The 21,398-nt window shown below is 39.4% G+C and carries 25 protein-coding genes and 1 riboswitch; of the genes, 23 read left to right on the top strand and 2 right to left on the bottom strand.

Annotated features, from left to right (window positions below):
• The first annotated feature begins 1 nt into the window (after position 1).
• The 8 genes from spoVAD to LQ226_RS04805 all read left to right on the top strand — a co-directional run bounded on the left by spoVAD (position 2) and on the right by LQ226_RS04805 (position 6,595).
• On the top strand, positions 2 to 1,015 hold the full coding sequence (gene spoVAD / locus LQ226_RS04840) for a stage V sporulation protein AD (protein WP_231416728.1): 1,014 nt from the start codon (positions 2 to 4) through the stop codon (positions 1,013 to 1,015).
• A complete protein-coding gene (gene spoVAE / locus LQ226_RS04835; protein ID WP_231416727.1) occupies positions 1,015 to 1,365 on the top strand; it encodes a stage V sporulation protein AE in 351 nt (116 codons plus the stop codon). Before spoVAD ends, spoVAE begins: the two co-directional genes overlap by 1 nt.
• A 6-nt stretch (positions 1,366 to 1,371) precedes the next feature.
• Positions 1,372 to 1,947 (top strand): stage V sporulation protein SpoVABEA, encoded by a 576-nt coding sequence (gene spoVAEA, locus LQ226_RS04830; protein WP_231416726.1) that lies wholly within the window; start codon positions 1,372 to 1,374, stop codon positions 1,945 to 1,947.
• A complete protein-coding gene (locus tag LQ226_RS04825) occupies positions 1,931 to 3,400 on the top strand; it encodes a spore germination protein (RefSeq protein WP_231416725.1) in 1,470 nt (489 codons plus the stop codon). Before spoVAEA ends, LQ226_RS04825 begins: the two co-directional genes overlap by 17 nt.
• Positions 3,401 to 3,520: 120 nt before the next feature.
• On the top strand, positions 3,521 to 4,831 hold the full coding sequence (lysA, locus tag LQ226_RS04820) for a diaminopimelate decarboxylase (RefSeq protein ID WP_231416724.1): 1,311 nt from the start codon (positions 3,521 to 3,523) through the stop codon (positions 4,829 to 4,831).
• A 39-nt stretch (positions 4,832 to 4,870) separates the two neighbouring features.
• On the top strand, positions 4,871 to 5,305 hold the full coding sequence (locus tag LQ226_RS04815) for a peptidylprolyl isomerase (protein ID WP_231417570.1): 435 nt from the start codon (positions 4,871 to 4,873) through the stop codon (positions 5,303 to 5,305).
• Positions 5,306 to 5,452: 147 nt separating this feature from the next.
• The gene (locus LQ226_RS04810; protein WP_231416723.1) at positions 5,453 to 5,911 is read left to right on the top strand and encodes a site-2 protease family protein; all 459 of its coding nucleotides are present in this window, start codon (positions 5,453 to 5,455) and stop codon (positions 5,909 to 5,911) included.
• Positions 5,912 to 6,247: 336 nt separating this feature from the next.
• Entirely contained in the window at positions 6,248 to 6,595 is a 348-nt protein-coding gene (locus LQ226_RS04805) for a GNAT family N-acetyltransferase (protein ID WP_231416722.1), read from the top strand.
• Between the two features lie 120 nt (positions 6,596 to 6,715).
• On the opposite strand, the gene LQ226_RS04800 is transcribed toward LQ226_RS04805, so the two are convergent.
• Together LQ226_RS04800 and LQ226_RS04795 are read right to left on the bottom strand one after the other, a co-directional pair.
• A complete protein-coding gene (locus LQ226_RS04800; protein ID WP_231416721.1) occupies positions 6,716 to 7,237 on the bottom strand; it encodes a DUF309 domain-containing protein in 522 nt (173 codons plus the stop codon).
• 120 nt (positions 7,238 to 7,357) lie between these two features.
• Complete coding sequence (locus LQ226_RS04795) at positions 7,358 to 7,444, bottom strand: YjcZ family sporulation protein (RefSeq protein ID WP_036779535.1); 87 nt, start codon at positions 7,442 to 7,444, stop codon at positions 7,358 to 7,360.
• 176 nt (positions 7,445 to 7,620) lie between these two features.
• Here LQ226_RS04795 and LQ226_RS04790 point away from each other — a divergent pair, with 176 nt between their 5' ends.
• The 15 genes from LQ226_RS04790 (at position 7,621) to LQ226_RS04720 (ending at position 21,276) form a co-directional block, all read left to right on the top strand.
• Complete coding sequence (locus tag LQ226_RS04790; RefSeq protein ID WP_231416720.1) at positions 7,621 to 8,364, top strand: segregation/condensation protein A; 744 nt, start codon at positions 7,621 to 7,623, stop codon at positions 8,362 to 8,364.
• A gap of 4 nt (positions 8,365 to 8,368) precedes the next feature.
• Complete coding sequence (gene scpB / locus LQ226_RS04785) at positions 8,369 to 8,968, top strand: SMC-Scp complex subunit ScpB (protein WP_231416719.1); 600 nt, start codon at positions 8,369 to 8,371, stop codon at positions 8,966 to 8,968.
• 211 nt (positions 8,969 to 9,179) lie between these two features.
• Positions 9,180 to 9,689 carry a DUF3907 family protein gene (locus LQ226_RS04780; protein WP_231416718.1) on the top strand — a complete coding sequence of 170 codons (510 nt, stop codon included), beginning with the start codon at positions 9,180 to 9,182 and terminating at the stop codon, positions 9,687 to 9,689.
• A 60-nt stretch (positions 9,690 to 9,749) separates the two neighbouring features.
• Positions 9,750 to 10,634, top strand: a complete 885-nt coding sequence (locus LQ226_RS04775) for a superoxide dismutase (protein WP_231416717.1) — start codon at positions 9,750 to 9,752, stop codon at positions 10,632 to 10,634.
• A 133-nt stretch (positions 10,635 to 10,767) separates the two neighbouring features.
• On the top strand, positions 10,768 to 11,868 hold the full coding sequence (locus LQ226_RS04770; RefSeq protein ID WP_284526484.1) for a D-alanyl-D-alanine carboxypeptidase family protein: 1,101 nt from the start codon (positions 10,768 to 10,770) through the stop codon (positions 11,866 to 11,868).
• Positions 11,869 to 12,459 (top strand): nucleoside recognition domain-containing protein, encoded by a 591-nt coding sequence (locus tag LQ226_RS04765; protein ID WP_231416715.1) that lies wholly within the window; start codon positions 11,869 to 11,871, stop codon positions 12,457 to 12,459.
• Positions 12,459 to 12,992, top strand: a complete 534-nt coding sequence (locus LQ226_RS04760) for a spore maturation protein (protein ID WP_231416714.1) — start codon at positions 12,459 to 12,461, stop codon at positions 12,990 to 12,992. Before LQ226_RS04765 ends, LQ226_RS04760 begins: the two co-directional genes overlap by 1 nt.
• A 93-nt stretch (positions 12,993 to 13,085) precedes the next feature.
• Positions 13,086 to 13,814, top strand: a complete 729-nt coding sequence (locus LQ226_RS04755) for a pseudouridine synthase (RefSeq protein ID WP_231416713.1) — start codon at positions 13,086 to 13,088, stop codon at positions 13,812 to 13,814.
• 68 nt (positions 13,815 to 13,882) lie between these two features.
• The gene (resA, locus tag LQ226_RS04750; RefSeq protein WP_231416712.1) at positions 13,883 to 14,431 is read left to right on the top strand and encodes a thiol-disulfide oxidoreductase ResA; all 549 of its coding nucleotides are present in this window, start codon (positions 13,883 to 13,885) and stop codon (positions 14,429 to 14,431) included.
• Between the two features lie 28 nt (positions 14,432 to 14,459).
• Positions 14,460 to 16,124, top strand: a complete 1,665-nt coding sequence (resB, locus tag LQ226_RS04745) for a cytochrome c biogenesis protein ResB (protein WP_231416711.1) — start codon at positions 14,460 to 14,462, stop codon at positions 16,122 to 16,124.
• 2 nt (positions 16,125 to 16,126) lie between these two features.
• The gene (gene ccsB, locus LQ226_RS04740; RefSeq protein ID WP_231416710.1) at positions 16,127 to 17,323 is read left to right on the top strand and encodes a c-type cytochrome biogenesis protein CcsB; all 1,197 of its coding nucleotides are present in this window, start codon (positions 16,127 to 16,129) and stop codon (positions 17,321 to 17,323) included.
• Between the two features lie 72 nt (positions 17,324 to 17,395).
• Positions 17,396 to 18,112: a response regulator gene (locus LQ226_RS04735; RefSeq protein WP_231416709.1), complete on the top strand. Its 717-nt coding sequence runs from the start codon at positions 17,396 to 17,398 to the stop codon at positions 18,110 to 18,112.
• Entirely contained in the window at positions 18,112 to 19,881 is a 1,770-nt protein-coding gene (locus tag LQ226_RS04730; RefSeq protein WP_231416708.1) for an ATP-binding protein, read from the top strand. Before LQ226_RS04735 ends, LQ226_RS04730 begins: the two co-directional genes overlap by 1 nt.
• Positions 19,882 to 19,957: 76 nt before the next feature.
• Positions 19,958 to 20,145, top strand: a riboswitch (cobalamin riboswitch).
• Positions 20,146 to 20,322: 177 nt separating this feature from the next.
• Positions 20,323 to 20,739, top strand: coding sequence for a DUF4430 domain-containing protein (locus LQ226_RS04725; RefSeq protein ID WP_231416707.1), 417 nt, complete (start codon positions 20,323 to 20,325; stop codon positions 20,737 to 20,739).
• Positions 20,740 to 20,745: 6 nt separating this feature from the next.
• The gene (locus LQ226_RS04720; RefSeq protein ID WP_231416706.1) at positions 20,746 to 21,276 is read left to right on the top strand and encodes an ECF transporter S component; all 531 of its coding nucleotides are present in this window, start codon (positions 20,746 to 20,748) and stop codon (positions 21,274 to 21,276) included.
• Positions 21,277 to 21,398: the final 122 nt, after the last annotated feature.

Below are 21,398 nucleotides of genomic sequence, written 5' to 3'. Positions count from 1 at the left end.
CATGCGAAAGCAAGGGAAACAATCTTGGGTATATGAAAACCCCATTTATATTAATGCTACGGGTACAGCTGTCGGTCCGAGGGAAGCAAAAGGACCTTTAGCCGGTACTTTTGATAAGAGTTTTGAGAATCTTCATTGTGATGAGGGCAATTGGGAGTTAGCTGAACGAAAACTAATGGAAACAGCCGTACAGTCTTGTCTCAACAAAGGCGAGCTTACGAAGGAACAGGTTGATCTGTTCTTAGCAGGTGATTTGTTAAATCAGAATGTTACCTCTAACTATCTAGCCCGTTCTTTATCCATTCCATTTCTTTGTATGTTCGGTGCTTGTTCAACTTCAATGGAAACGTTAGCTGTAGGAAGTGCTCTTGTAGACGGTGGATTTGCTAATCATGTTGTGGCTGCTGTGAGTAGTCATAATGCAACAGCTGAAAGACAGTTTCGCTATCCAACGGAGTATGGAGGCCAAAAACCAAAGACAGCTACCTCTACAGTAACTGGTGCAGGTGCTGCTCTTGTGAGTAAGAAAAAGTCAAGCATTCGTGTTGAAGCGGCTACTATTGGTAAAGTAATGGATTATGGAGCTAAAGACCCGTTCGATATGGGATCGGCTATGGCTCCTGCGGCTTATGACACCATTAAGACACACTTTGAAGATATGGGCAGACTACCGACGGATTATGACTTGATTGTAACAGGAGACCTATCAGGTGTTGGAAGTCCAATTGTAAAGGACATGTTAAAAGAAGATGGGTACAATATGGAACAAGTTCATAACGATTGTGGACTCATGATTTACAACAGCGATCAGGAAGTTTTTGCTGGAGGAAGTGGTTGTGCATGCTCAGCCGTTGTGACATATGGCCATTTAATTCAGGCACTTGAAAAAGGAAAATATAAGCGCATATTAGTTGTAGCAACTGGAGCCCTAATGAGTCCTACCATGGTTCAACAAAAGGAATCGATTCCAACAATAGCTCACGGCGTCGTATTAATGCGAGAGGAGGAACAATAATGGATTATGTGTGGGCGTTTGTAGTAGGAGGGGCCATTTGTGTTATTGGTCAAATCTTATTAGATGTATTTAAATTAACCCCAGCGCACGTTATGGCTTCCTTTGTAGTATCTGGTGCTGTTCTCGATGGTTTTAATATATACGATAAACTAATTGAATTTGCAGGAGCGGGGGCTACCGTACCGATTACGAGCTTTGGTCATTCCTTGTTACATGGAGCTATGGAACAAGCAGATAAGAATGGGCTGCTTGGTATTGGAATTGGGATCTTTCATTTAACATCCGTTGGAATCGCATCAGCCATTTTGTTTGGCTTCCTTGTCGCCCTTGTATTCAAACCGAAAGGATAGATGCATATGCTTTCAAAACAAGTCATTGTCATTACAGACGGAGATGAATATGCCAGGAACGCTATAGATTATTTGGCAAGAGAAATCGGAGGAACTTCTCTTGCTGAATATTCCGCTAATCCGACGACAGCGTCTTCTGGGGAAATTATTAAAGCGGTTAATAGAGCCAAGGCTGAACCCGTTTATGTTTTATTAGATGACGCAGGAATCCAAGGGGTTGGGCCAGGGGAGCGAGTGTTATTAGATTTAGCCAAGGAGCCTTCGATTGATATTATCGGAGCGATAGCAGTAGCTTCTCATACTCGTTTCCGTGAGTGGTCAAGATTTACATTCGCTATCGATCGGAAAGGGGAAATTGTTGCAGAAGGGGTCGACAAAGAAGGGGAAAGAGAAATGGAAATTGGTCGAATTAGTGGGGATACGGTCTATTCCCTTGATGAATTGGATATTCCTACTGTAGTTGCCATTGGAGATATCGGTAAAATGTATGGCCAAGACGACTTAAAAAAGGGAGTGCCAATAACAAGGAAGGCGATTGAACTGATTTTGGAAAGGGCTGATAAAAATGAAAAAGGGGAGTAGTCAACCGATCTCTTCCAAAATAAAAGAAAATGAGCAATTTCTTAAAGATCGCGTCGGGGTAGGAGTATCATTTGATCTAGGTTTTAGAAAGATTAAAGTATTTGAAAAAGACATTGATATTTACTACTTAACAGGCATGTGTGATACTCAATACATTATTGAACTAATGAAGAAGTTAATTGAGATCAATGATGTTGAACGACATAATAAATCTAAATTATTCTCCATTGTAGAGAATCGATTAGTCCATCAACAAGTGTCAAAAGTAAAAGATCTAGGTGAAGCAACAACCCAGCTGCTGTCAGGATTAATTATCGTATTTATTGATGGATATAGTGAAGCGTTTATAGTAGATGTCCGTATGTACCCTGGACGAACACCTAGTGAGCCTGACACAGAAAAGGTTGTCCGAGGTTCACGGGATGGGTATACAGAGAATATCATCGAGAATACATCACTAACACGCCGACGGGTGAGAGATGAGCGGCTTCGCCACGAAATCTTTCAGGTTGGCGAACGCTCCAAGACCGACGTTTGTATTTCATACTTACAAGATGTTGCTGATCAAGGTTTAATTAAACTTATTAAAGAGGAAATTCAAAGCATTGATATAGATGGGTTATCGATGGCGGATAAAACTGTTGAAGAGTATTTGGTAAGCCAGGGGAAAAATCCTTTCCCGCTTGTACGCTATACAGAAAGACCTGACGTAGCATCTGCTCATTTGTTTGAGGGCCACGTGTTAATTATGGTGGATACATCACCAAGTATGATTATCACACCTACAACATTTTTTCATCATGTGCAACATGCAGAGGAATACCGTCAAGCTCCCATCGTAGGATCATTCGTTCGCTGGATTCGTTATTTGGGAATCTTTATGTCTGTATTCTTATTACCTTTTTGGCTACTCATGGTCGATGATCCAACGTTATTGCCCCAATCGTTAAAGTTTATAGGTCCACACGATGAGAGTAACATCCCTGTATTTGCTCAGTTGTTAATCGCAGATATAGGAATTGAATTTTTGAGGATTGCAGCGATTCACACGCCGACCCCGCTCTCGACGGCAATGGGTCTAATTGCTGCTGTATTGATTGGACAAATTGCCATTGACGTAGGATTGTTTATCCCTGAAGTTATCTTATATGTTTCGATGAGTGCTATTGGCTCATTTGCTACACCTAGTTATGAGCTTAGTGTGGCAAATAAGATCAGTCGAATCACATTATTGTTAATCACAGCTCTATTTGGTATTAAAGGATTTGTTATCGGATTTACCCTCTATGTACTGTTGTTAACAAGAACGAACTCTTTAAATACCCCGTATTTTTGGCCGTTTTTACCGTTTAACTTTGGAGCGCTCATGCAAATCCTTTTCCGTGTAGCTGTTCCTTTAGCGAAGAATCGTCCAAGTATCGTCAAGCCTCAAAACGATTATCGTCAGTCGTAGTTGTTTATTGAATAACAACTTATGATGTGGTAAATTTATTTTAATCTTCTAACGAATGAAAGAAGGCAGCATCATTCTGTCTTCTTTTTCATGGTTTGACGTAGAACGGGAGTGACTTAAATGGAACAGGAAATGAATGAACCCGGACACTTAATGATCGGCGGTGTGGATGCGGTTGAACTTGCTTCAACCTATGGTACACCTTTATTTGTATATGATGTAAATCAAATTAGACGAAATGCTCGGAACTTTGTGGATACCTTCAAGGAGTTAGGAGTTGAAGCTCAGGTCGCGTATGCTTCAAAAGCATTTTCCTCCATAGCCATGCTTCAAGTGGCGAAAGATGAAGGACTTAGTCTAGATGTGGTTTCGCAAGGAGAATTATACACAGCATTAGAAGCATCGTTTCCTCCAGAACGCATTCATTTACATGGAAATAACAAGAGCATTCAGGAATTAGAAATGGCAATCGATCAACAAATCGGTTGCATTGTAATCGACAACTTCTTTGAAATGGAGCTATTACAAGGTTTGTTGGCTGAAAGAAATGCTTCTATGGATGTATTGCTCCGCGTGACTCCAGGAATCGAGGCGCATACACATGATTATATTCTTACTGGGCAAGAAGATTCAAAATTTGGATTTGACTTATGGAACGGTCAAGCTGACAAAGCGGTTCAGTATCTTCTGAAAGATCAAGAACATATGAGCTTAAAAGGGCTACACTGCCATATAGGTTCGCAAATCTTCGAGACAGATGGCTTTATTATGGCTATTAGAAAATTATATGAAGCCTTAGGTGCCTGGAAAGAAACGTATGGCTTTCATCCGGAAGTTCTTAATTTAGGTGGTGGATTCGGCATTAAGTACACAGATTCCGATGAGCCACTCCCATTATCTCATTATGTACATAGATTAGTTAAAGAGGTAAAAGTCCAAGTAGATTCCTATAATTTCACTTTTCCTGAGATTTGGATTGAACCAGGTCGAGCAATAGTTGGTGATGCTGGAGTTACTTTGTATACAATTGGGTCAATAAAGAATATCCCAAATGTACGGACGTATGTGGCTGTCGATGGGGGAATGACCGACAATTTACGACCGGCTCTGTATTCTGCTAAATATGAAGCAGTGGTAGCAAATAAGGTCAATCAAGAGAAACAAACAACGGTTTCTATTGCAGGGAAGTGCTGTGAGTCTGGAGATATGTTAATATGGGATATAGATGTTCCTATAGTGGAGAGTGGAGACCTGCTAGCTACATTTAGCACGGGAGCTTATGGGTATTCCATGAGTAACCATTACAATCGATTTCCTAAATCGGCTGTTGTTTTTGTAGAGGATGGTCATCATCAATTGGTTATTAAACGAGAATCTTATCAGGAAATGACCCGGTTAGATTTGCCATACACTCCCCCCGAAAACGTCTAAAAAACGAAAACATAGAGTAAACAGGAGGAACCATACATGATGAATAAAGGTTCAATTACATTCGAAAACGGTGAAGTGATTCATTTCGATCTATACCCAAATGAAGCACCAGGTACAGTTGAAAACTTTGCCAAATTAGCTAACGAAGGATTTTATAATGGGTTAACATTCCACCGTGTCATTCCAGGGTTCGTAGCTCAAGGAGGCTGTCCTAAAGGAAATGGAACAGGTGGTCCTGGCTACACAATTAAATGTGAGACAGAAGGAAATCCTCACACTCATCAGGCAGGTTCTCTTTCCATGGCGCATGCTGGTAAGGATACAGGCGGAAGCCAGTTCTTTATCGTTCATGAACCACAACCGCATCTAAACGGTGCTCATACTGTGTTTGGTCAAGTAACAGAAGGAATGGATACCGTTTTACGTATTCATCCTGGTGATGTTATGCAAGAAGTGAAAGTTTGGGAAGATTAAGTAGTGGAAAAACTGTTCCATAAAAATGGAACAGTTTTTTTAATGAACTTATATTGTCAACTGCCGCGTTAGTTAATAAACATACTTGCAATCTCTTTAGATGAAAGAGAAAATATGTATAGATTTGGATAGAAGGGGTCTTTTTTAATGGTTGTGTTTTTCAGTTTACTATTCCTCATAGCTCCTTTATGCTTACTTCTCCATGAATGCGGTCATGCCCTATTGGCACGAAGCGCGGGTGCGGAACGTGTAGAGGTTTTTCTAGGGGTGGGGCCGGCTTACCAAATGCAAGTCCATCCTTCATTCTCTATACATATTGCTTCTTTATACTTCTTAGGTGCTATGGCTTCTTATGATAAACAAGATGTTTTTAAGCCTGGTGAACGAATTGCGATTTCTCTAGGTGGACCTCTTTTTAGTTTAGGAGGAGCTGTGCTTTCGTGGGGGAGCTATCTATATTTCCCTCATCCGATTTTATCGTTTATGATCATTTTTAACCTATGGCTTTTTGCTGTGAACTTAATCCCGTTTAAAATTCGAGGTAAACGCTCAGATGGATCTCTGATTCTTCAAGATCTTATAGGGATTCTGAGAAAGAGTTCATAACCTAAGAGATAAAATGGGAAGGGCTTGCATATTTAACGAATGTCGTTATAATAAGGGAGGAGTAAAAAATTGAAGAAAAAGAATTGGATCCTTTTCTCAATTTTACTCGGAGTGAGTTTAATATGGGGCGTGATTTACTGGATCCTATTTGTAATCCAGTAAGTAAAGTTTAGATCGTTGACTAAGCGTTGCCTTTCAAGTAGATTGATAGATTGCTTTTGTTCTTGATTGAATAATACAAGAACAAAAGAGATGAAAAATGAACTTAGTTATTGATGTATTGTACTTTTTTGGATATCAATGATTGGGAAGTTATTTTCATAATGAGGGGTTCATATGTTAATTCGATATAAAAAGAGTTTTGAAAAGATTGCCATGGGTTTGTTATCTTTCATGCCAGAGGAAAAGGACGTAAAGAAATTATTACAAACAATCCGGGAATATGAAAGTAACGACAACTGGCAGTTGTATTTGTGGAAAGAGGAGGACATCTTGGGTGCCATTGGCATTCAATTTGATGACCAATCAAAAGCGGTTATTCAACACTTAACCGTTAATCCTTCTCATCGTAATACCGGGATTGGTAAACAAATGGTGGATGCTGTCAAATATCAGTTAGGGGAACGTTATCATGTGTGTTCTAATGAATACACAGAAACCTTTGTAGACCATTGTGATGCATAATCCGGAAGGAAGCATAAAAAGCCAGCTCCTCTCTTTTTGAGGAAACTGGCTTTTTTCATCGTTTATGATGGAATACCATCTTGCTTATAAATAAAGGGTGGGTATCATTCCTGGATATTGCTACTGACTTGAGCGTCTTTGTGATAAAGCCTCTAAACGTTCATTAATAACATCTGTACGATCTCTCATACTATGTCGATGGATGATTGTCTCATCATGCAGGTCGCTTGGTGTGTTGTATGAGATTCCCCATTCTTTACAACGAAGAGAAGCTGCTTTCTTTAATTCATCAGACATGAGTGGGATCTCCATGCTTTGATAGGGTTGTTCATGTTCAATGCGATAACGAATGGTATCAATCATAGAAAGTAAGGCTTTAGCATCTAATCCATATTCACCTAATTCACCGTAATGATCTGTCAGGATTGCTTCTGCTTTTTGGATCGTTCGTTTAGCACCATTAAAGTTTTCACGTCTATGATGATAAAGGGATACAGCTAACTGGATGAGGCCTACCCATAGTGCGTTTTTATCAAGAGGTTTATCTTCTTTCCAACGTTCTTCAAGTAATTCATGACATTCAAAATAGTCTCTAGTGCCATGGAAATGTGCTAGATAATCAATATAGGCTTGTTCAAACAAAGGGTAGACTCCTTTCAAAAGTGTACATAGCATAAGTGTATCATAGGTGGAAAGGCAGAAGAAAATGAGAAGAATAAGGAAAGAGAGAGCCAACATCTAGCTCCCTCATGAAACGATTAATTAATATAACCAGCTAGCACCAACAATGATCAATAGAATAAACAACACAACGATTAACGCAAATCCGCCACCATAACCGTAACTCATATTGAATTCCTCCTTATTTTCTGTTAACGGATAAATGTTTTTTTGATAACATTTATCTTACGGTATACCTTATGAGAAAATGCCTTATTCTGTATGGGCGTTTGTACCGGTCTCGGAGAATTTTTTCATAATCCAATAAAATGGGGTACTTTGTACGTAATAGAGAGGATTACAATATGAATACAAGCTACACAGTAAAAATTGATGCCTTCGAAGGTCCTCTGGATCTTTTGCTTCATTTGATAAACCGATATGAAATTGATATTTATGATATACCTGTTGCGACCATTACCGAACAGTACATGGCTTATATCCATACCATGCAAAAATTAGAATTGGATGTAGCCAGTGAATATCTTGTAATGGCTGCTACGCTTTTAGCAATTAAAAGTCAGATGCTTCTGCCTAACCAGGAACTTGAAGTAGAAGACGAGGAGTATGAGGAAGAGGACCCACGTGAAGAATTAATGAGACGTTTAATTGAGTACCGAAAATATAAAGAAGCTGCCGATGAATTAAAAGAACGGGAATTAGAAGCCACGCAGATCTATACTCGTCCCCCAATGAATATGGAAGGAGAACAGGAGGAGCAGCAACCCGTGAGCAATTCAGGGAACGTTTCCATTTATGATATGATTGGAGCTATGCAGAAATTGTTTCAACGTAAGAAATGGGAACAGCCATTAGAAACTCGCATACAAAGACAAGAAATTCCGATACAAGATCGTATGAATGAAGTGCGTGATGTGATTACACATTCTCGTGGAGGGGTACGTTTCTTTGAAATGTTCCCATTTCCTACGCGGACTCACATTGTTGTAACCTTTATAGCAATCTTAGAACTTATGAAAAGCAGAGAAGTTTATTGTGAACAATCCAACCACTTCGACGAACTCGTGTTATACAAGATGGAGGAATAGCAACATGGAAATGAATGAATTAAAAGCGATTGTAGAAGGACTTTTATTTGCAGCAGGAGATGAAGGAATGACAAAGAAACAACTTGCTGAAATTATTGATACTGACCCTAATACTGTCGATACGATATTAGAACATCTTAAAGAGGACTACGACCAGCCATCTAGAGGAATATCACTAATGAAGTCCAAAGCTTTCTTTCATCTAACAACGAAACCTGAGCACTCTGCGTATTTTCAACGCCTGAAGGATGCTCCCCACTCTTCTCGCTTATCACAGGCAGCTTTAGAAGCATTAGCCATCATTGCTTATCAACAGCCAATTACCCGAACTGAGGTAGAAGAAATCAGGGGTGTGAAGAGTGAGCGTCCTATTCAAACATTAATTAACCGTTCACTAATTGAAGAACGGGGAAGGAAAGAGGGGAGTGGCCGTGCGATCCTTTATGGTACGACCACCGATTTCTTAACGTATTTTGGTTTAACTTCTATAGAAGAACTCCCGCCACTGCCAGAAGGTGCGGAGCAACTAGATATGGAAGATGAAGCAGACCTATTCTTCGAGTCTTTCCAAGAAACATTTGATGATTCATCTGAACCTTCCTGAACTTAGGAAGGTTCTTTTTTATATAGTTTATTCCTATTACTGGACTTATCCTTTTGAAAATAAGGGGGAGGCAACATAACCTGAGAATCTAGTTAGAAAAAAGGACATTGCATGGGAGTTGTCGAATAAGTATGTACCATAGAAAAACGCTTATTTATTTCTCTATGGGGATGTATTTTTCAGGAATGACCTAAATAAAGGAGGTCTTTACATGAGTAATCAGATGGTTCGTGCACAGATGGAAGAGGTAAAAGATATCTTACAGCAATCTGTAACTGACACGAACGACTACTTAAATCAACAATCCATGGGTGCTATGCTCCTCGAAGAGGGCAGTCATCATAAGGAGTATTATAAGTTACTATTAAAAGCGTTAAGGCGTTTAGAAGTTTTTTGCGATGAAGCTTATGATGCTGTGCAAGTTATTTTAAAATCTGAAAGCTTTCGTAAACCAGCTGCTGAGCGAACGCTTTATGGCATCTATCATCAATGTGTGATGGAGTTTTTCTCACCCAAAGGGGACATATGGTACGAAGATAGCCGCGCTGCATATACGGGGAACAATGCTATAAAATATCATCATGAACCCCCGCAATCCTTTAAGAAGTTAATTGTGAAATTAGAGAAATCATTCCAACAAATGCGAGAAGATCTAGCGTATTATGAAACAGATTATCATACCAAGATGGTAATGAATGAAGACCAAAGAAGCTCCTCTTAACTTAGAGGAGCTTTTCACTTTTTCTGGGCGTGGGGCATACGATACGACGAGGTGATTCGTATGCAAGAGGAAAGAAGACAATACTTACGCTCATTGCTTAATTGGGCAAATGAAGTAGAAAAAAACCTGAAAGAAGCTCCCATTGAAAAAGAAAAGCTTGAGGGATGGATGGATGATTTTGATCAATGGAAGAACATGATTCAAAAAACACTTCAAAAAAATGAAATTACTAAAGAGGATGTAGAGGACGTGGTGCTTGAAGGGGAACGAATCATGTATCATCTTGAGGATCATGTTGAGGATACAAGGCAAAGAGAGCGTGTGCCAATAGGGAAACACAAATTACCTCCTCTTCCTTATGCCTACAACGCCCTTGAACCCTATATCTCAAAAGAAATCATGCGTCTTCATCATGATGTCCATCACAAATCTTATGTAGATGGATTAAATAAAGCAGAAATTGAGTTAGAAAAGCTTCGTAAAAACGGAAAAGATACATTAATTAAGCACTGGCTGAGGGAACAGTCATTTAATGGGTCGGGCCATTTTTTACACACGATCTTTTGGTTTAACATGTCTCCAAATGGAGGAGGAAAGCCTGAAGGGGAACTGTTAAAACAGATTAATCGTGACTTTGGAAGTTTTAAGACTTTTAAGAAGCAATTTACTGATGCTGCTAAATCGGTCGAGGGCGTTGGTTGGGCCTTGTTGGTTTGGGAATTGCGATCAGGAAGATTAGCTATCCAGACAGTAGAAAAACATCAGAACGTATCTCTGTGGGATGTCATTCCGATATTGGCGCTCGATGTATGGGAACATGCTTATTATTTGCAATACCAGAATAAACGAGCTGACTATATTGATAGTTGGTGGAATGTAGTGAATTGGAAGGATGCTTCCAAACGATTTCAGTCCGTGAAAGATTTAAAGTGGAAATTATATTAATTCAAAGTGCTAAGGAGCCAGGAGTAACCTGGCTCTTTTTTTGATTTAGCAATGATTGGGATGCTGAAATGATTCATATGCTTGTCACGCTCGCATATGTTAATACAAAGTTTATGGAATGGGAGGATTCCCCTTGAAGTTAACGAGGATTCTGTTACTTAGTATATGTTTAAGTTTGTTATTATCTCCATTACAAGTGAAGGCGAAACCCTCCGTTTCAGCACGCAATGCCGTGCTAATGGAGCAAGAAACTGGACGAGTTCTTTATGAGAAACAAGCTCATGAAAAAAGGAATATTGCAAGTATTACAAAGATCATGACCGCTATTATTGCAATTGAGTCAGGTATGATGGAAGACACGGTTAAGACATCAAAACGAGCTGTCTATACGGAAGGGTCTTCTATTTATTTAGAAGAAGGTGAAAAGATGAAGCTTGAAGACCTCGTGTATGGTCTTATGCTTCGTTCTGGCAACGATGCTGCCATGGCTATTGCAGAACATGTAGGAGGGAGTATGGAAGGGTTTGTGTACCTTATGAATCAAAAAGCAGAATGGATTGGAATGAAAAATTCTCACTTTGCAAATCCTCATGGGCTAGATGCGGAGGGACATTATTCCACAGCTTATGATATGGCTTTATTAACCAGGTACGCAATGGATAATGAGGTCTATCGAGAGATCGCTGGAACGACTACCTACAAGTCGGATACAAGAACGTATGCTTGGGGGAATAAGAATAAGCTGCTCACAAAGCTTTACGACCATAGTACAGGTGGTAAAACCGGCTTTACGAAGACGGCAGGTCGTACTCTTGTATCAACAGCAGAAAAGAACGGCATGAATTTAATTATGGTTACATTAAATGGACCAGATGATTGGAATGATCACATCCATACGTTTAATTGGGGTTTTGATACTTACAAAATGCGAGATTTGAAAAAAGAAGGAGAGCAATCACTCGGCTCAGATGATAAAATGACGGGCTACATTTGGGATTCTATTAAAGCACCATTGACCGATGAAGAATTTAATGAAGTAAAAGCAACCACTCATATTCAAAAACCTACCGATTATCAGTCTGTTACTCCTATACTAGGTCACACGATCTTTGAAGTGAATGGTGAAGTCATTGCAGAAGCTTCTGTTATGGCTAATCCAGCACCTGAACCAGGGAACAAGGATTTTGCAAGCTCTGTTTTTTCCTTCTTTAAAAACCTAATAGGGGCGAACTAGATGGTTAATCTAATATGGGTTTTTATGGCGGCAGGAGGTATTATCTTCGCAATGTTTAATGGAACAATGACTGATGTGAATGAGGCATTGTTTCAAACAGCTGATGACGCTGTTATGTTAAGCATTAGCTTAATGAGTGTGATGATCTTTTGGCTAGGGCTCATGAAAATTGCTGAAAAGGCGGGGTTACTTGATATGTTATCCCGCTTGTTCCGCCCTCTAATTAAAAGGCTTTTTCCTGATATTCCTGCTGAACACCCTGCTATGGGATATATACTGTCTAATATCTCTGCGAATTTATTCGGTCTTGGGAATGCAGCTACACCTATGGGGATCAAAGCAATGGAAGAGATGAAGAAGTTGCAGCCTGGCAGCGATGAAGCGAGTCGTTCGATGATTACTTTTCTAGCTATTAATACATCCTCTGTAACGTTAATCCCGACTACTGTCATTGCCATACGGATGAAATATGAATCTGTTGCTCCTACTGAAATTGTGGCCACGACGATTGTAGCCACTTTGATTTCTACACTGGGAGCTGTATTGGTGGATCGCTTTTTTTATACGTTACGTGAGAGGAGGGCCAAGTAATGCAGTGGTTAACAACTGTCAGTACATGGATGATCCCCTTGCTCATCTTACTTGTTTTAATTGTTGGGACAATTAAGCAAGTCCCAACCTATGAAACATTCGTAGAAGGAGGGAAAGAGGGGATTAAAATGGCTATTAGTCTTCTACCATTTCTATTAGGAATGATGGTGGCTATAGCTATCTTTAGAGCTTCAGGTGCGATGGAATCGATCGTAGCGCTATTTTCCCCTTTATTACAGCTTGTTGGTGTTCCTTCAGAAATTGTCCCCTTAGCCATGGTGAGGCCTATATCGGGTACAGCAGCTCTTGGGATGACAACTGAAATTATAGGAACACATGGTCCTGATTCTTTCTTGGGGCGACTTGCCTCTACAATGCAAGGAAGTACAGATACAACGCTTTACATTATTACGGTATATTTTGGGGCTGTAGGGATTAAGCGTATGGGGGATGCATTGAAAGTTGGACTAATCGCGGATTTTATTGGTATAATTGCCTCTATCATCGTTGTGTCGATTGTATTTGGCTCATAAAAGCGTTAAGATGAAAATGCGTTAACATCTTCATGTTAGCGCATTTGTTGTGCATTATAAGTCTACATAGTTAGATTGAAAAGGAGTTTGAAAATGGCAGATCATCAAGAAAGATTGCAAAAAGTTATTGCAAAAAGTGGAGTAACTTCAAGAAGAAAAGCAGAAGTTTATATTACAGATGGAAGAGTTAAAGTAAATGGGAAAGTTGTAAGTGAGCTTGGAACCAAAGTAGGGCCTAATGATACGGTAGAAGTAGATGGGGTCCCTCTCGAGAAAGAAGTTCCTGTTTATTACTTGTTATATAAACCTAGAGGCGTAATTTCTAGTGTTAGTGATGACAAAGATCGTAAAGTAGTTACAGACTTTTTACCTGAGGTAAATGAACGCGTGTACCCAGTTGGAAGGCTTGATTATGATACATCTGGGCTGATTATCCTTACAAATGATGGATCATTTGCGCAGTCTCTTATGCACCCTAAGCATCAAATCGATAAAGTATATGTAGCGAAGGTAAAAGGTATACCGACTAAAGAAGAATTGCAGAGTTTAAAACAAGGAATTAAATCAGACGGAGAGTATTTAAAAGCCATTCACACAAAAATGATATCTAGTGATCGAAAGAAAAATACATCGATTATTCAGATGATTCTTCACGAAGGGAAGAACCGTCAAATCCGTCGTATGTTTGAGGCGTTAGGATATCCTGTTGATAAATTGAAGCGTGAACGGTATGGCTTTTTAACAACTCAAGGTCTTCAACCAGGCGAATGCCGGGAACTCACTCCCCATGAAGTGAAATTACTAAAAAAAGCATCAGAATAAAATTGTAACTAAATTTTCAAAGTTTACCACTATGTAAAATGGTATAATGTGCGGGAGGAGTGACAAACATGGCAGATAAGAAGAAAAAAAGACTGATTTTTCGTAGTATCATTTTAGTCGTGCTGGCGATTGCCGTTGGGTTTGCGCTCTATTCCTCCTTTACAGATGGTGAAAAGGCCGTTTTAAAAGAAGGAGACACGGCTCCAAATTTTAAATTGAAAACGGTTAATCATGAAACGGCCGATGCTCTTGCACTTTCTGACTTTAAAGGCAAGGGTGTTATGGTGAACTTTTGGGCTACATACTGTGAACCTTGTAAAGAAGAAATGCCTTATATGGAAGAGTTATATAAGAAATACAAGGATAAAGATGTAGAGATTCTGGCAGTTAATCTCGATCAAAGTGAACTCGTCGTTAAGCGATTCTTAAATGAATACGGAATCACATTTCCAATCGTTCATGATAAAAAAGGCCAAGTTATGGGGGAGTATGGGGTAGGCTACCTACCGGCTAGTTATTTTATTAATCCAGACGGTACCATTGAAAAGAAAATCATTGGACCATTAACGCTCGATCGTCTGGAGGGTTATTTACAAGACATAACACCTGAGTCTTAAACGAGCCAAGGGATAGAGAGGTTTTTACATGAACAAAATCAAATGTGAGTGCGGACACATTAACCCTGAAGGGACCGTTCTCTGTGAAGCTTGTGGGAAACCAGTAGAAGAAAATCAGCACATTGATGGGAATAACAAAAGCAAACTTTTGAACATGAGATATGATGGAAGTGCGAGACGTTCTAAAACATACAACAAAACAATTGTTGATAAGATTTGGAATTTCTTCTCTTCTGTAAAAGTAGGGGTCTGGCTAATTGCCATTACATTAATTGCTTCATCCATTGGAACAATTTTTCCACAGGCGATGAACAATCAGTCTCCTTTACCTCCTGAACAATATTATGAACAGAATTATGGGATGGCAGGCCAGATTTATTACCAGCTTGGGTTTCATGATTTATATGGTTCATGGTGGTATATGATTTTAATAGCCTCGATAGGGGTTTCACTTGTTATCTGTAGTATTGATCGTGTCGTACCCTTATATCGTGCTTTAAAGAAGCAGAAACCAAAACGACACGAAACGTTTTTAAAGAGGCAACGCGTATTTGGAGAAGCAGAGGATGCTTCGAATGAGGACTACCATAGTATTGTAGAAAATTTAAAAAAACGCCGATATAAGGTAACAGAAGAGAACGGGCATGTCCTTGCTGAAAAGGGTCGGTTCTCAAGATGGGGACCTTATGTCAATCACATAGGGTTAATCATTTTCCTTCTAGGTGCCTTACTGCGGTTTGTTCCTTCTATGTATGTCGATGCCAACGTATGGGTTCGAGAAGGCGAAACCAAAATGCTTGAGGGAACTGAAGGCGAGTACTATATCAAGAATGAGGATTTCATTGTTGAGATGTATGATGAAGATGATGAGAGGTATAAAGAAGCCATCAAAAAACAAGGTGGAGCTGTACCGAAAAACTATCAGACAAATGCTGTATTATATGAACGTACAGACGAAGCTCTCCCTGGTGTGGACCCTGAATTGAAAGAAGTAAAGAATGGGGAAATCCGGGTTAATGAACCGTTAAAAATAAATGGATATGCCATTTATCAAACAACTTATCAGTTAAATGAATTTAAAACGATGACCTTTAAATTACATGAGAGAAATGATCCGGAAGAGAAATCTCTTGGAGAGTTTACAGTGGATTTAGTGGATCCGGAACCAGAATATACACTGGATAATGGCTACAGAGTGGAGCTTTATGATTACTACCCTGAGTTCGAAATGAAAGACGGGGTCCCAAGCTCTTTCTCCAAATACCCTAAAGATCCTGCTTTTGTGTTCCATGTTTACCCACCTGGAGAAGATGAACCAGAAGTGAACTTTCTTGCAATAGGGTCTAATTTAGATCCTGGTGGAGAAAATCAATATAAACTTGGAATTGCTGATTTAGAAGTACGAGACGTAACAGGGTTAACCATACGTAAAGACTACACTTTGCCTTTATTAGGTATTGGTGGTGCGATCTTTATGATTGGCGTTATCCAAGGAATGTATTGGAATCATAGACGAATATGGATTCACAGGAGAGAAAAGGGATTTTGGATTGCAGGTCACACGAATAAAAACTGGTTTGGTCTTAAGAAAGATATAGAAAAAGTCTTAGATGGGACGAATGTTAAAGAACCAGAGGACCAGCAGGAGTTAAAAGAGGAGCCCCATAATGGTTCAAAGGGTAAGGAGGAATAAAGTTGGAACTAAGCACAATAAGTAGTAATTTACTCTATGCCGCCTTTTTTCTTTATCTAATCGCTACTTTCTTTTTCGGAGGTACGATTCGTGAGAAAGACGTTAAACAGAAGGTGTCAAAGGCGGGTACTATAGGAATTGGAATAACCATCGTTGGCTTTGTGGCTCAAGTGGGCTACTTTATTACTCGCTGGATTGCTAGCCATCATGCCCCACTTAGTAACTTATTTGAATACACAACGTTCTTCGGCATGATGCTAGTGCTAGCTTTTATTGTTATCTATTTTATCTACCGTTTAAATATTTTAGGGCTATTTGTATTACCAGTAGCTTTATTAGTTATCGCTTATGCAAGCATGTTTCCTAGTGAAATTTCGCCTTTAATTCCAGCGCTTAATACCCACTGGCTGTATATTCATGTTTCTACTGTATCACTTGGACAGGCTATTTTAGCTGTCAGTTTTGCAGCTGGCTTATTGTACTTAATCAAAACCATTGATCAAACCGAAAAGACGAAGAAAACGTCATGGTTAGAATTTATTATTTACACGATCTTTGCCGTAATTGGATTTATTGTGATAACAAGTGGATTCAGATTAGCTGGTTATGAAGCTGCATTTGATGTTCCTCCTAAAGAAGGAATGACTGAAGTAAGCACAGTAGAATATACACTCCCTCCGATTGTAGGTCCTAAAGATGGTACCTTACAAAATAACGGAGGAAGCGGACCTTTATTTGAAGCTCCTTCTTGGATGAAAGGAGAGAAGGCTGCAAGAAAGTTAAATACTATGATTTGGTCCCTTCTTGTAGGCTTAGCCTTATATTGGTTAACAAGGCTATTGTTAAGGAAGCGGGTTGCTGCAGCCATTCAGCCTAAATTAACTCGTGTGAAGCCTTCATTAGTCGATGAAGTGTCCTATCGAGCAGTAGCCATTGGATTTCCTGTCTTTACATTAGGTGGACTGATCTTTGCGATGATCTGGGCGCAAATTGCGTGGAACCGTTTCTGGGGATGGGACCCTAAAGAAGTATGGGCTCTTATAACGTGGTTGTTCTATGCAGTATTCTTACATCTACGTTTAGGTGCAGGTTGGCATGGCGAGAAATCTGCATGGTTAGCCGTAATCGGATTTGCCATTATTATGTTTAACCTAATTGCTGTTAACCTGGTGTTAGCAGGTCTACATTCATACGCTTAAATTGACAAAGGCTGCTAATCATTAAGATTTGTAGCCTTTGTTGTAACACAGATTGAGAGGGGAGAACCATTTATGGACCAAGGTGGAAAAATTTTAGTAGTAGATGATGAGGAACGCATCCGTCGATTAATTAGAATGTATTTAGAAAGAGAAGAATATGAAGTGGTCGAGGCTGAAGACGGAGAAGAAGCCTTAGAGATGGCTGATAAAGATGATTTCGATTTGATCCTTCTTGATTTGATGATGCCTGGAAAAGATGGGATTGAAGTGTGTCAAGAAATTCGAGAGAAAAAGGCCACACCCATAATCATGTTAACCGCTAAAGGGGAAGAGTCCAATCGTGTACAAGGGTTTGAGGCTGGAACAGATGATTATATTGTAAAACCGTTTAGTCCAAGAGAAGTTGTACTACGTGTAAAAGCACTGTTAAGACGCTCTTCTTCCACGAAATTTCTTCAAACGGAAACAGGTGCAAGAGACGTGTTGGTTTTCGATCATTTAACCATTGATAATGATGCTCACCGCGTGAAAGCCGACGGGAAAGATGTGAGTTTGACTCCAAAAGAATATGAACTACTCCTATTCCTTGCGCAGGCACCTGATAAAGTATTTGATCGTGAGCAGCTTTTAAAAGAAGTTTGGCAGTATGAGTTTTTTGGTGATTTGAGAACAGTTGATACTCATGTGAAACGCCTTCGTGAGAAACTAAGTAAAGTATCTAAAGATGCCGCTAAAATGATTGTTACTGTATGGGGCGTCGGATACAAATTTGAGGTAGTTGGTGACTAATGTTTTGGAGGAGTGTAGTAGGTAAGCTTTGGTTTACTATACTACTTTTAGTATCTTTTGTTTTATTTATTTTAACGGTACTGTTACTTGAATTTTTTGAAAGTTATCATGTCTATCAAGCAGAACAAGAATTAATGCAAACCGCTGAAAAGGTTGAGGATATTCTTGATGAATATGAAGAGAGACCTTTGGCTTTATCCATTGCTGAGAAAATTATAGACCCTTCAAGCAGAATTGTTGTGGCTTTTGATGATAAGGATCAATGGATTTCACCTACCTATAAAGAGGACGTGCCAGTTGTTCCGATCAAATGGTTATACGAGGATGAATCGTTATCTACTGTATTTGCATCTAATGAGACAGTTATGAAGGAGGACATTATTCCTGGAACTGACACCCACGTTATGATTGTGGGGATCCCTTTATCAAATGAAGGAGCTGGAATATTTGTTTATCAGTCTCTGGCTTTTGTTGAACAGACTACCTCTCAAACGACGAAAATCATTTTCCTTGGAGCAGGGATAGCTATTATTTTAACTACAATCTTTGCTTTCTTCCTATCGACTCGAATTACCTCGCCTCTTATAAAAATGAGAGAAGGGGCATTTGAATTAGCTAGGGGAGAATTTAATACGAAAGTTCCCATTTTAACGCACGATGAGATTGGGGAACTGGCTATGGCATTTAATCGAATGGGAAGGCAATTAAAATTCCATATTAATGCTTTGAACCAAGAGAAGGAGCAATTATCAGGGATTCTTCGATCGATGGCTGATGGGGTCATCACATTGAACCGTAAAGGGCATATGCTTGTTACAAATCCTCCGGCTGATCAATTTATCGATTCTTGGTTTTATGAACATGAAAATGGACTGCCTAATCATGATCTCTTACCTGGCGAGTTACAGGAAATGCTTGAGGAAGTTATTACGAAAGAAAAAGAGATTATGACCGAGCTCGTCGTACAAGGCCGTAGTTTTGTTGTCATCATGACTCCGCTTTATGACAAAACATATGTCCGGGGTGCAGTGGCTGTTATCCGTGACATGACTGAAGAAAGAAGACTCGATAAACTAAGGAAAGACTTTATAGCGAATGTGTCTCATGAGCTCCGTACACCTATATCCATGTTGCAGGGGTATAGTGAAGCCATTGTGGATGATATTGCGGAATCAAAAGAGGACAAGAATGAATTAGCGCAGATCATTTATGATGAATCCTTGCGAATAGGTAGACTCGTGAATGAGCTTTTAGATTTGGCTCGCATGGAAGCTGGTCATATTCAGTTAAACCGTGAGCTAGTTGATCTCCATGACTACATTGAGCGAATTGTGAAAAAGTTTACAGGTCTTGCGAATGATAAGAACATTACCATTCAAGTTCAGGTAGATGAGGACTTGGGACAAGTCTACTTTGATTACGACCGTATTGAGCAGGTGTTAACAAACCTCCTCGATAATGCCATCCGCCATACCGATCATGATAAGTTAGTCTTTGTAGATGTAGAAAAAGAAGAAGAGGACGTGCAATTTTCAATTCGCGACCAGGGGATTGGTATAGCTGAAGAAGATCTACCATTTGTGTTTGAACGTTTTTATAAAGCGGATAAATCGCGTAAAAGAAGCGAAGGCGGAAAAACGGGGACTGGATTAGGCCTAGCGATTGCCAAAAATATTGTGGAGGCTCATAAAGGTTCTATTTCCGTTCACAGTAAACAAGGGGAAGGAACAACCTTCTTGTTTAGACTTCCAAATATCAACGAATCCTGATTAGAATAGATAGGTTCACCTAAATATTAGACTTCCTTTTTCTAGAATACTGTGCTACGATACAAGCAGATGATAATTTCATATTTTTAATTATGGTGCTCTCACTAGAGAGCTGAATAGGGAATCTGGTTAGAATCCAGAACTGTCCTCGCAACTGTACGTGTGGACGAAAGAGAAATGCCACTTTATATGTTAGATGTAAGGGAAGGCTCTCGAGTAGATCGATACACAAGTCAGTAGACCTGCCATAGTTAACGGTTTCAAAGCTTCGAGGATTGAGCGTTTGAGAGACCTTTCTTGTCTATTGTATAAATAACGAGATTTGTCATGCTCAAAGACTCTTCCAATAAAAGGGAGAGTCTTTTTTATTACGTTTTATGGATTAGGTCACTTCGAAGCTAAGGAACCTCTACATACTAATTCAGAGAGGTTGAGGGTAAAGTGAAACAACTGTTACAACTATTTTTGGTGTCCTTTTTTGTACTAGGAGGTCTTGCAGCATGTGGACAATCCACAGAAGGTGGAAGCAATGGAGATGCAGATAACCAGTCCACGCAAGAAGAACAAGAGCAACAAGTAGAAGTTAAAATCACCAAAAATAACGGGGAAGAAGTTATAAGTGAAAAAGAGGTTGAAATTGAAGACGGTATGACGGTTATGGAAGTCATGGAAGCTAATTTTAATTTAGAGGCTGGAAATGACGGCTTTATCACTGCTATTGAAGGAGTTAGCCCTGAAGATGGAGAGAAAAAGGCTTGGTTTTATACTGTAAATGGGGAAGAAGCAATGGTTGGAGCGAAGGATTATAAATTAGAGGCTGGGGATTCTGTGACATTTGATTTTCATAGCTGGGAGTAAGAAACGATGAACTTATACAGGTTAACGCTGCTTTCATTGCTTGCTTCTCTTGCCACTGTAGGTCGATTTTTATTCAGCTTTTATCCGAATGTCCAGCCTGTGACCGCAATCATTATTATATGTGGAATTTGGTTAGGTCCTTCTTATTCCGTTATCCTTGCCATTTTGACTACAATCTTATCGAATATGTTGCTTGGTATGGGAATATGGACGTTGCCTCAAATTGTGAGTTGGTCTCTTATTGGACTTCTCGCGGGTTTACTAGGGAAATATCGTCATAAGATTCCATTGTATGGATTTGCCTTCTTTGCGGGTATGAGTGGGTATTTCTTTGGATTTATAATGGCCGTTACATATGGCCAGATCGGAAACCATTTCTTTGCCTATTGGTTAACGAGTCTCCCTTTTGATACGTATCATGCGGTTGGAAATGTCGTTTTTATGGTCATCTTGTATCCTGTCTTATCCCGTTTGTTTCAATTATACGAAAAGAAAAATTTTAAATCTTTTAGCAGACCCAATCAGACTTTGAACTGATTGGGTTTTTTATGATTATCGAATTGTTTCGGGAAGACTTTCTTAATTTTTGTTTTATTTGGAAAAAACCTTTGGATTGGGATAATATGGTCTATTCAAAACCTAGAAAATAATTTATAGTA

Source organism: Pontibacillus sp. HN14 (assembly GCF_021129245.1).
Lineage (GTDB): Bacteria > Bacillota > Bacilli > Bacillales > BH030062 > Pontibacillus.
The sequence above is the reverse complement of the archived record's forward strand: the minus strand, read 5'-3'. Positions and strand labels throughout refer to the sequence as shown.